14 protein-coding genes are annotated in these 10,839 nt (G+C 58.6%); all 14 read right to left on the bottom strand.

Annotation, left to right across the window (positions count from 1 at the left end; genetic code table 11):
* Positions 1–44: 44 nt before the first annotated feature.
* Positions 45–569, bottom strand: coding sequence for a phage tail tube protein (locus HMPREF2836_RS05495; protein WP_070629764.1), 525 nt, complete (start codon positions 567–569; stop codon positions 45–47).
* A 20-nt stretch (positions 570–589) separates the two neighbouring features.
* Positions 590–997 carry a hypothetical protein gene (locus HMPREF2836_RS05500; RefSeq protein ID WP_070629766.1) on the bottom strand — a complete coding sequence of 136 codons (408 nt, stop codon included), beginning with the start codon at positions 995–997 and terminating at the stop codon, positions 590–592.
* Between the two features lie 258 nt (positions 998–1,255).
* On the bottom strand, positions 1,256–1,558 hold the full coding sequence (locus HMPREF2836_RS05510) for a hypothetical protein (RefSeq protein ID WP_210394335.1): 303 nt from the start codon (positions 1,556–1,558) through the stop codon (positions 1,256–1,258).
* On the bottom strand, positions 1,545–1,919 hold the full coding sequence (locus tag HMPREF2836_RS05515; RefSeq protein WP_141752110.1) for a hypothetical protein: 375 nt from the start codon (positions 1,917–1,919) through the stop codon (positions 1,545–1,547). The genes HMPREF2836_RS05510 and HMPREF2836_RS05515 overlap by 14 nt, the downstream gene beginning before the upstream one ends.
* Positions 1,920–1,987: 68 nt before the next feature.
* Entirely contained in the window at positions 1,988–2,896 is a 909-nt protein-coding gene (locus tag HMPREF2836_RS05520) for a phage major capsid protein (RefSeq protein WP_070629773.1), read from the bottom strand.
* A gap of 27 nt (positions 2,897–2,923) precedes the next feature.
* Complete coding sequence (locus HMPREF2836_RS05525; protein ID WP_070629775.1) at positions 2,924–3,391, bottom strand: hypothetical protein; 468 nt, start codon at positions 3,389–3,391, stop codon at positions 2,924–2,926.
* 403 nt (positions 3,392–3,794) lie between these two features.
* Positions 3,795–5,165 (bottom strand): VG15 protein, encoded by a 1,371-nt coding sequence (locus tag HMPREF2836_RS05530; RefSeq protein ID WP_070629776.1) that lies wholly within the window; start codon positions 5,163–5,165, stop codon positions 3,795–3,797.
* A gap of 20 nt (positions 5,166–5,185) precedes the next feature.
* On the bottom strand, positions 5,186–6,679 hold the full coding sequence (locus HMPREF2836_RS05535) for a phage portal protein (protein WP_070629777.1): 1,494 nt from the start codon (positions 6,677–6,679) through the stop codon (positions 5,186–5,188).
* Complete coding sequence (locus HMPREF2836_RS05540) at positions 6,676–8,124, bottom strand: terminase large subunit domain-containing protein (protein ID WP_083309170.1); 1,449 nt, start codon at positions 8,122–8,124, stop codon at positions 6,676–6,678. Before HMPREF2836_RS05540 ends, HMPREF2836_RS05535 begins: the two co-directional genes overlap by 4 nt.
* Entirely contained in the window at positions 8,087–8,401 is a 315-nt protein-coding gene (locus tag HMPREF2836_RS05545) for a hypothetical protein (RefSeq protein WP_070629778.1), read from the bottom strand. Before HMPREF2836_RS05545 ends, HMPREF2836_RS05540 begins: the two co-directional genes overlap by 38 nt.
* A gap of 191 nt (positions 8,402–8,592) precedes the next feature.
* Positions 8,593–8,916 carry an HNH endonuclease gene (locus HMPREF2836_RS09310; protein WP_070629779.1) on the bottom strand — a complete coding sequence of 108 codons (324 nt, stop codon included), beginning with the start codon at positions 8,914–8,916 and terminating at the stop codon, positions 8,593–8,595.
* A 215-nt stretch (positions 8,917–9,131) separates the two neighbouring features.
* A complete protein-coding gene (locus HMPREF2836_RS05555; RefSeq protein ID WP_070629780.1) occupies positions 9,132–9,806 on the bottom strand; it encodes a DUF7341 domain-containing protein in 675 nt (224 codons plus the stop codon).
* Positions 9,803–10,087, bottom strand: a complete 285-nt coding sequence (locus HMPREF2836_RS05560; protein ID WP_070629860.1) for a VRR-NUC domain-containing protein — start codon at positions 10,085–10,087, stop codon at positions 9,803–9,805. The genes HMPREF2836_RS05555 and HMPREF2836_RS05560 overlap by 4 nt, the downstream gene beginning before the upstream one ends.
* 41 nt (positions 10,088–10,128) lie before the next feature.
* Positions 10,129–10,839: hypothetical protein (locus HMPREF2836_RS09360; protein ID WP_210394336.1), on the bottom strand; the 711-nt coding region annotated here is incomplete at its 5' end.

A 10,839-nucleotide genomic window follows, 5' to 3' on the forward strand; every position in this document is an offset into this window, starting at 1 on the left:
CGGGCGAGGTACTAAAACCTCACCCGCCCCGGCTCTATGCATAATTACTTGCTGCCAAGATGCAGATATGCCTTTACACCCGAGCTGTCCGGGTAGCACGTGACGGTAATTTCATAGCCAATCACTTCGCCCTTGTAATTGACATCGCCGCGCTCTGTAACCTGACCATCAGGAATCGTCACGCGGATAATCTTGTCGCCGTCCAGGACGTCAAAGACTCCAGAAAAATGAGGCGACTGGTTGCCGGTCATCTTGACCAGGGAGGACGTCGCCGTGGGATCGGCGTAGTAAAGACGCAGAACTTCCTCATTAGTCTCAATCAAGGTCATTTTGAAGCTGACCTTATGGGACGTCTGAATCACACGGACAACGTCACCGTTCTGCCACGCCTTAATCTCCGTGGTGTCAGAGTCAATCGTCTGCGCCACACCATCATCAGAAATGTAGCCAAGATCCTTAAACTTCTGATCTACAGGTGCAGACGCGCCATTCGGCAGAGGCGTCTTCAACGGGCCGGTGTAGAAAGCGCCGTTGATGCCCACGCGCACATTGGCTGCAATGTTCGCCATTGGGGTTCCTTTCGTTGAGGTTATTTCAATGTGTCAACGACAGCGCCGCGGCAGATGGCCTGCCAGTTCTGTCGAAAACGGGGAACGTCGGCGTCGGGGTCTGGCATCCACACGATTCCACCCAATGGAGAGATGGAGTAGATGAGAACCTCATCGCTGACGTTGTTCTTCGTTGCACGCAGATACGCGCTTGCCTGCTCAGCGAGCGCGGCTGCTTCCCTTTCCCGTTCTGCCCACATGTCGAGGATCATTGACCGTGATGCGTGGGTGACTGATTTGTCGTCGCCGCCTGATGGGGTGATGACGATGAATTTATCGGGACGGGGATTGGGCACACGTGCGACGTAGACAGGCACGTTGAGGTGGGTGGTGAGGATGCTGCGTATGCGGCTATAGACGTCTCCGTATTGGATGACTTCAGCTGCCACTATTTGCTACCTCCCCACCCTCCGACTGCCTTTGATAGTGCGCCGTTCTTTGCTTCGGCGCGCATGCCAGCCTTCCCGTTTGGCCAGACGCGGGCGACCGCCGTTTTGGGTCCTGCCTTGACTCCTGATGAGAAACCGGCGCCGGCGGCGTTACGGATTTCTCCCGCCTTGGCGGAGAGGATTGCTTGCATCTCGGGTGAGGTGCGGAGAGCATAGAAGCCCGCCAGGTTAAGCTCGACTTTCGCTTTTCCCATATATCTACCCTTCTACTCGTTGTAGGTTGATTCGGTAGCCGGCAGGGAAGCCAAACGGTCCATGGGTGAAGTCTTCGGGGTAGCCGATGGCCTCGTAGGTTTCGCCGTCGATGACGACGTGGTCGCCAGGGCGTGCGAACCCGGTCGCCGCGTAGAGGTCTAGGTCTCGGCGGGTGCCTGTACCGATGTCTCTGATTTCTGCGTCAGGTGACGGCGGCGCCCAGCCGAAGACCTCGACCTCTATCGGGTCGGCCCACACGGAGTGTTTGGTACCCCAGCTGTCCTCTGCGTCCTCAATCCTCGCCAAGTGCTGAATAAGGAATCGCTGAGTAAGCCACATTTGGACCCTCCCGCCGGTTGCTGAGCATGTCGTAGGTGCTGAATGTCTGCGTGCCGATACCCAGCAGCTTCTTGTCCGCCTTGGTCAGGTATAGGTCGCCGTTCGGGTTAGCAAACGTTACCTGCTGGTTGAACGGTCCAGCTGTCTGAGACAGAGACGACGCTCCGTCGATGAGTTGGCCCGCAGACATGCTGCGCTTGACCATGCGGCATGCGACGATTGCGATTGCGTCCGGATCGAGGTCTTCCCACTTCGGGGCAACCGCTCGGATGTACACGCCTGCGTCCTCCAGGAGCACCTCTGCGTGAGAGTCTGCTCCTGGAGGCATGTCAGGCCAGCGAGCGCGCAGGTCGTCGGCAGTCAGCTGTGGGAATCCGTGGACTGCCATTGCGTCTCCTACAGGGTGTACTTGACGAAGTTGGCGGCGTCTGCGATTGCCCAGCCGAATTCAGCCTCGGCGCGAATTGCGACGAGATTGTTCTCAAACAGAGAGACGAGCTCGCCGTTGATGGTCACAGCCGATTCGGTGGAGATGTCGAAGTTGATACCGCCGACGGTGCCCCAGATTGCCTTCGACCAGTCGCCGCCAATGCCGATTACTGAGCCGGCTGCGGTGCCATTTGCGACGGTGTCCGAGAACGCTGCGGGGCGACCGAGTACAGATCCGGAGCGGACGGTGGATGCGGTGCCGTTGATGGGGTCAGCGATGAACAAAGGGCGACCGTTGACGTCCACACTCGCGTTGAAGATGGGTTCGGTCACGTCGTCGAAGACGAAGCCCGTCAGCTTCTTCTTATCTTTGACCAGCAGGTCCAAACCCGCGTTGACGTCAGCAAAAACGCCGCCCTTTGCAGAGGCGTTGGTGCCAATCTTGACAGCCTTGGTAGTCGCTGCGAGGTGGGTACCTGCGCCGAAGGGGCTGTTGGTGCCGTGGATAACGGCTGCGTCGAACGCCTTTGCGAACGCCTCTGCGATGTCTGCGCGCAGAATCTCGACGTAGTTTGCCGGGTTCGCGCGAATCACTTCGGCAGAGACCACTGCGATAGCAGTAAGCTTCTTCGGGGTCATGGTCTTCAGGCCCATGCCGTTCTTCGTGACGTGCTTCTTCGCGCTCTCTGCGGTCCAGCTAGCAGTCGGCTTCTCGGTCACCATCGGGACTTCGATGCCACGTTCGGACAGCGGCACCTGGCGAGCCAGACGCTGGACGACGGACGATCGGCGCGCCTCTTCAAAATATGCCTGAGCCAGGTCCGGCTTGATGAAGCCTGACAGGTCGCTCAGCTTAGTAGCGGCGGTAATTGCCATGAGCTACTTTCCTTTCTAAGGGTTGGTTTAGTTGATTCCAAGCGCGGTTTTCAACCCCTCTACGAGCGGGTCGCCGTTCAGCGCAACTGAAGAGGGTTCCCCCTCGGTGCGAATCACTGTGCGAGGTGCCGCCGGCTTGGTAGCTAGAAGACTCTGCAGCTGTGTCGCATGCTCTTCGAGAGCTTCCTTCGTCTCGCCTCGGAGTGCGTCAGCAGGTACCCCGTATTCAGTGGCGATTGCGTCACGCCACGAGCGGACCTCGTTTGCGTGGGTGAGCTCTGCAATCTTTGCCTCGGCAGCCTCCGCGCGAGCGGTGAGCTCTTCAACGGTGCCAGCCTTTTCCTTGAGGTCGGCATAGTCTGCGTACTTTGCGCGTTCACGGCGGAGGCGGTCAGCGAGCACGCTGTTGAGCTGTTCCTGCGAGGTGATGGGGGTGAACCCGGTGGCTTCGCTGGCCTGTACCTCGGTGGTGACGTTCTCGACATTGTCGGTCATTGAGTCTCCTTAACAGAACCGTCCCGTGGAGCGGGGTGCTTCACGGGACGTTAAATATGTGGTTATCCAGGCTAAGCCCCGCCTGTTGGGGGAAATCTTAGGTATAGGTTGCCCCCGCACCTGCAGTGGTACGGGGGCAACCTATTGTCTATCTAAAGGCCTGGGTTTTTGGGGATAAGAACCTCACCAGCTGCGGTGCGCTCATCATACTCGCGTGCGATAGTACGCATTTGGACATGCGACCCTCGCTTAAAGCGCTCCTCGAGGACCCATTGGCGTTTCATGGCTTCAGCCTTATTAGCTGGTACCGGCGGCGTAATCTTAGTTACGCAGAATGTAATGGGGTCGCTCAGTGTCGGAGGAGCTAGAAGGGATTTTTCAGGTTCCATACGAGTATTCTACTTCACCCCCCTACTAACTCTGCAAGCACGGTCCAGGTACCGTTTCTCTCCCACGTATCAAGGATTTTTATTTTACTCATCCTTGGTAGCAGAACTTCCCCTTGTGCATATTGTGAATGATTCCACAACGGAGCCGCTGTTGAGCCAGCCCTTATGAGAACTCGGAGGGACACTCTCTGCTCATCATCCACATACACTAGCTTTGAGACCGAAGAAGCCATATACGGCTTTACGTCAATCACAGTCCCAGGCAAAGAGAACAGCTCTTCAGCAGTCTTGACGCCCAACCCAGAGATTGGGTGCGCCCGTTCCACCGTGTAGTCCTCCTCAGCAACAGCAGCGGCAATCGCCGCGTCCAGAGCATCCACGACTTGCTGAAGGGCTCCATCAGGATCTGTTCGGCGACCAAGCAAAAACTCCTGCACCGCTCGATACATGGGTAACTTGTTGCTGTACTCTTCTTCAGCCCAGGCACGTAATGCGCGGACTGCCTCGCCCGAGTACCATGCTTGAATTTTGTTTGCCCAGACAGCACGTGGCTCCAGGGGCGAACCGTCCCATGTCTCTGTATCAACCCGAGGCCGCAGCTTCTGTCTGCCGCCTTTGGAACGTACAAGCTCTGGGAACATCGCTTCAAACTGGCTAATGATTTGCTTCTCGCGAGATCTTTCATTACCCGGCCAGGAAGCTCCTTGTGCCTCTAGCATCAGTTCTGCGGCCTTCCACTTTTCAAGGTAAGCCCCTGGATCATACCCGCTGATTTTTATGGTGCTGTCACCCCATGATGGGACGACCATGCACCGGCAATGCGGATGGAAGCGCTTCGTGGCGCCGGCAGAATCAGCGGACCTGTAGACAAAGCCCTTCGACGCCAACATGATGCAGAAACCACATTCTCTATTGCCGCGAGGTACGCGGGCAAATCGCGGGCGGTGAGGGTCTTTGTCCCCCGAAATGCGGATGCTACGACGGGCGCTATCCACGATTCGTTCATCGGCCAGATTTTTCAGTCGGCTCCTGAGCTTTACCAGCCCCTCATCTTTTTCTGCCGACTGCGCTACAACCTTCTGCACCATCTCTGAAATTTCGTCGGTGCTGTACCCTTCAAACAGTGCCCCAGTGTATTCCGCTAGTTCAAGGTCTGCAGCGGCACGGCGGGACAGATACCATTCCCGGCCAATTTCTGCAGCTGCCAGGCCGAACTTCTCGAGCACGGCCATGAGTGCTACCTCAGCTGCGGAGGCAGTCGCATCAGGCGTCTTGTCCGCCGCAGCCATGAGCTTCTCGAAGGTCGCAACGCCTGAATGTGCAATCTGTTCTAGCTGCCGAGTGAACGAGTTAATCTCTCGACGTGCCTGCTCCGCGTTGGTCATCCATCCCTCGCTCTATTCCGCTAAATTTCGCTCTCTTCAGTGGCCTGAGCCGCATTTTTCGCGCGGGCAGTCTCGGCTTGATATCGTGCCGCTTCCATCTCAAGCCTCGAAGCCTCAATCATCTGCTCACCTAGCGAATCTGCGGTGGCACGAGCCTGGGCGAGCCGCTTATCCGCCATAAGGCGCTCAATGGCGGCTTGGTCGTAGCCGAGCTTCTCCAGGATGACAGGAGACTCAGACAACCATGGAAGCATCTGCACTTGCTTCAGGACTGCATCTGCCGCGGCCGCGTCAGACGTATGCACAACGGGCGCAAAATGTGGACGGACTTTAGACAGCCCCTCCATCTCATCGAGCGACGAAGTGCCCTCACGAAGAAGGACGCTCACAATCGCAAGCTGAGTTAGCGCGCTCTTGAACCCACGGATGCATCGTTCTGCTGCGAGGCGTAGCGGGTCGCGCTGGGACTGAATCGCCGAATCCGACGCGGGATTATCCGAAGGAAAACCCAATTCATCGAGCGGAATCTGGGACTCTGCAGCCAGCAGGGATGCCCACTGGCGGAGCTGGTCGGTATGCGGCTGCATCGACAGCTGGGAGAACTGCGTGATCTGCGGCAGGTTGCCGTCCTCATCACGTGAGACAGCGAGCATCTTCGAGACAATCGCGTCCCATTTAGAGGCGGCGAGCGCCTCCGGGTCAGCACCCAGGATTGCGCGCTGCGGGGTGGCGTAGAACTCTGCGCCGACCTCGCTACGAACGATAGTGCGCACCGCCGAATCGGTCAGGGACATGACGGCACGGCTGATACGCGAGCGCCCAAAGGGGCGGCGCAGGTCAGCGCCAACCGTCACGGCGACCATGAGCGGGCGCCCGGTCGGGTTAGGTACGCTCTGAGCGGTGTACTCGTCATTCTCCGAGCGGCGGACTGTAACGGTCTTGTCGGGGAGGTAGACGATGAATTCCTTCGGGTTGATCTCGCCCATCTCGTTGGTGTCTACCTGCGTGATTGACAAGCCGGCGGCGAGACGGCGGGTTCGCTGGTCCCAGATGCCGGTTGCCCAGTGCGCTGACTTCGGGAGCCACAGAATCTCTGGCTCGCCTGCTGCAGTATCGCCCTGGGTAATCGTTAGGAAGGCACACGAGTGGATGAGTGCGCTGGAAACGGTCTGCGCGAATGCTTCCTTGAAGTCGTTCGCGTCCACGAGGTCGTTCAGGTCGAACGGGTCGTCCTCTTCGCCGGGGGCAACGAACCCCTCAAATTTGAGACGGTCAGCGAGCACGTCCACGGTCTTTGCCGGCCAGCCCAGAACCGAGCCGATATTCTTCAGCTGCGGGGGGATGGAGATCCCCAGGTCCTTCAGGCCAATCCTCTGGTCGTAGTAATTCTGACGCACGCGGTTGCGTGAGCGCTTTGCGGTCAGCTGCTCCTGCATCTTCGAGATGAGAGCCAGTTCTGCCTCGGTGAAGACTGCATGGGTTGCTTCAGTCTCAGGCAGAGATGAAAAACTCATACTGTGATTACCTGCCTTCTTGCGGGATTTCGTCGGGTAGTACGTGCGGCCCAATAAGCCAACGTGGCGGCTTCAAACATCGTGACGCTACCGCCTTCTGCCGCTTGCCAGCCGAAGCCGCCGCGGTTGCCGATTTTACGGCGTGTGCACGAGAGCACCTGCTGGGTTAGCTCGGGCTGATTGCTGTGCGCGAGGTCCTTACCAATGACTGCTTGGTCTACCATTGCGTGAGCAACGATGATCTGATCCAGCGAAGGCTGCCAGATGAGTGTCTTGGATTTCACGCCAGCCTCACGGAGCGCGTTCACCAGGTAGCCGACGCCGGCCTTGCCATCGATGACAATCTGGGCGGCGCGTGAGGCGTGTTCAGCGAGGAAGTCTACGAGCCATCCGGTGCCATTGGCCAGAGGCTCGGATTGCAGGCCCTCGATGAAGATTGGGCCGCCGGTATCCGGGCGGCGCGCTACAGCGAGCGCGACTTCCATGCCGTCGGGAGAGAATCGCACACCGAAGACGGTGCGACCTTCCTGGGGTGCTTCGCCCTCGCATGCGTGCCAAGCTTCAGGTGTGAAGGCTGACTGGGTTGCTGCGGCTTCGTCCCAGATGCCGAGTGCCTCACGCCTGAACGAATCTGGTGTGAGGTTCTTTCGCATGCGCTCGATTGCGACAGCGCTGACTCGGGTCGGGTATGAGGGGTTTGCCTTAGCCCACTGCTTCTTATCGTCGGCTCGGGCTCCGGGGTCTGCAGCGCACTCGACATATAACTTGTCCTTATCCCCCGCGAGCGACTCGGCACGGTGACGGGTGAACACCTCGCTCGGGTCGGTCGGCTTTGGCGGCGTGCCCATCATCAGCACCAAGCCGTTCGTGGCAGCATTGGTTGCAGGGAGCATGTCGTCCAATGCCTTCTCGGTGAGAATCTGCGCCTCATCAAGCACAATGACGTCCACTTTTGCGAAGCCGCGACCAAAGCCGCTTTCACGAGCGCCGAAGAGAATTCGTGAACCATTCGCGAACTCTACGGCTTCCTGACCGGCGCCGCGGCGGACATGGGAGATGAACGGGGCAACTGCCGGGCGGGCCGCAATGCCCTGCATGGACTGGAACGTCTCGTTGTGGGTGCGAGCGCGGTGCGCTGACCAGAGAACGAGCGTCTTCGGGGAAGCGATGCAGGCGGCGAAGATGAAGCCGGCAATCATGTGGGTTTTACCGACCTGTCGAGGCAGACTCAGCGCGGCGCCACCCACGCCTGCGGCGTAGAACCCGTCCTTGCGTTTTGCGAAGATGAGCTTGCCAATATCAATCTGCCAGGGGTCGAGTGGGTAGCTCATCTTGATGAGTTGCCGAGCGATGGACGGCCAGCCGGTCGAGACAATCCCCTCAGGTACTTTGAGCTGTGCGGCGACCTCAGAGAGTGGACGGGTCGAAGGGGGCATCTTCCGCATGGTGCGCTCCTTCAATCTCTGCCTCTGCCCCGTACTGCTGCTCTAGCTGTTCGAGTTCCTCGATGTCTTTGTCGAGGTCTTGGAATCGGCGTGCGAGAGCTGCGAGGTCACGGGCCAGTGTGTTGGGGTTGTCGATGTGCGCGGCGAGTTTGCTGCGCAGAGCACGGAGCCTGTCGAGGCGGGTGCCGGTTGCGGTGGCATGAGAAAGGGAGCCAGCCTCGACGGCGGCTCCCTCGAAATCGATAGGTTCGAGCTGCTTAGGCTTGCCTTTACTCAAGGTATCACTCCTTGTCGAACCGTATTATGTGGAAATTTGCTGTGGATATATCGCTATCGCCGGAGGGCGCGAACTCACCCTCCGGGGGAGGGGGTACCCCCCTGGTCCTGTTTGCTTCAGGTGGTTTGCCCCGGTTGATGATGTCCCCCTTGTAGCGGTGAGAGGTCACCGGTTGGGGTGGATGGTTGGGGCTAAAGAATCAGCGTTGTTTTCGGTCGAATCGGTTCAGCGATTCTGATTGTCTTGCGAGCTTGAGAGCGTTTGCCTCCAAGCTTTCCGCCGAGTCGCTGGTTGCATTGGCGGCAGATGACGCGAACGTTTTCCGCTACATCTTTGCCACCTTCAGCGTGAGCTGTCACGTGGTCAAGCTCAGGACTATTCGGTTGCTTACTCCGATGCCAGTCGTAGGCAACGAAACAAATAGGACAGCGCATGTCGCCGCGCTCGAAAGCTGCGGCGAGTTCCTTCTTCCGGAGGGTCTTCCAGCGAGCGGTGCCGGTGCGGCTGGTCGCCATTGCTTCCTCCTTCTTCCACTCTTCAGTTGTAGCTTGCGGGCTGGTACCTGGTGGGGGAGGCTGTTTGCCTTCCCTCCTCCCCCACCAGAGGAAGAATCCGACACGATTGAACATGTCTCCCGCATCATTACCACCCCCCCCTGCTAGGCAGAGGACACACCAGTGGTAAGCGGGATAGTCTAGCGTCATCATCCCCCCTTGTGCAACCACCCCCGTTACACACCAGAGGACAGTCTAACCAGCGTCTCCTCCTCCTCATCCGCAGACAGCAGATTCCACAGGAAAGCACGCGGCCAGATTGCCGAGCAGGCAGAACATTCGACACGCTGTACCTGCTCCCCCTCGATGTCCCAGACAGCAATCAAGCAGGGCTTCTGCACCGTCGCCCCGAATTCATCTCGACAGATTCGGAGCTTCTGATGGCAGACGGGGCACGCACGGTCTATCGGAGTGCGGCGTGTCGGTTGCAGGTACTCCTGAATCTTTGACACCCACTCGCTCCACTCCTCCCCAATCCAGACCAGAACAGGAAGACTTACATGAGCGAGGTGAGGGAGCACAGCACGCATAGTGGCAGCTGGAGATTTCCCCGCCGGCACCCCAACAGCTGCCGCAGTCTCCGCAGCAGAGTGACCAACCGCAGTCCACAAATCCAACGCCGCAACATCCAAGGGCGAGCGCGAGCCAGAGGACGACGGCCCCTTCCCGTGCTCCGCACCCTGCTCAGTGACAGCCTGCCGAAGCTGATCTAGCAACGCCATTTCCAACGGAGCATCTTCGAGTGCCTCTGCAGGCTCCCCCATATCCTCAGCTCGAACATGGGCAAAGGCCAAGACATTCAGGATGGCTCGCACCCGGCGGCGCATCTCGACGGTATCTTGCTCAGTCATTGACTCAGTTCCTTCACGATTGCGGTCCACATGTCCGGTCTCCACACTCCAGCATCCTGGCCAGCTGAAGCGAGCGCGTCGAGCCACTGGATTTGTGCTGCGGAGACTCGCCCCTTCATGGTCTTCAATTCTCTGAATAGGGTTCGCCGCTTGATGGGGTGGACGAGTACCAGGTCCGGGAATCCAGCCGGCGAGCGGCGGGAGTCATGGGGGTGGTAGTGCATCCATCCCAGGCGGGTTGCCAGGGTGATGATTGCTGATTGGAATTGAGCTTCAGTCATGGTTCGTGCGGTAAGCATCAAATAGTCTTGTGCTTTCACTTCTACCTCCTGGTTCGGCGGGGTCGAGCTCGGCGATGACGAGGGCGTCTCGAATCTGAAGTGGTTAGGTTCTTATCGGCTTTACCGTCCCGTCCCGACCCGGCATATCCGAATCCGTCACCCTCCTGATTCAAATCGATTCGGAGTAATTGGGAGGAATTCGCCGCCTGAGTCCCAGCGGAAGGGTCAGTTACAGGGGCACTCTGCTCGCTACCGCGAGCGGTGCCCTGCCCGTTCCCGTCCCGTCCCGACCCGGCGGATTCGAATCCGACACCCTCCTGATTCAAATCACCTCCCAATTCCTCCCAATCCTGTGAGGGGCCTTGAGAGGTGGTTTTGGGTACGACGAAATGGTCGTTGTGGCTTTCCTCAGTCGCCGGTGCACCGGTGACTGAGGTGGGCTCTTCAACGACCTCTGCAGCGGATGCTTGCTCAGCGAGGGCAAGTTCGGCTGCATCGATTTGCGCAGAGAATTCGTCAATCATCTGCTGCGCACTGATGGTCGGCAAAGAGCTGTTGGTGTGCACCACAGGCAAGGGTTCATCAATAACCTGCGAACCAGTGCCCTGGCTCCGGGAGAACTCTCTTACCTGCGAGTCGGTCTGCGACTGCACCACAGGCAAGGGTTCATCAATAACCTGCGAACCATCACCATTACCAGTGCCCTGGTTCTGGATCTGACTCCGGGAGAACTCTCTTACCTGCGAGGTGGC

Source organism: Rothia sp. HMSC065C12 (genome assembly GCF_001812085.1).
Taxonomy (GTDB): Bacteria; Actinomycetota; Actinomycetes; order Actinomycetales; family Micrococcaceae; genus Rothia; species Rothia mucilaginosa.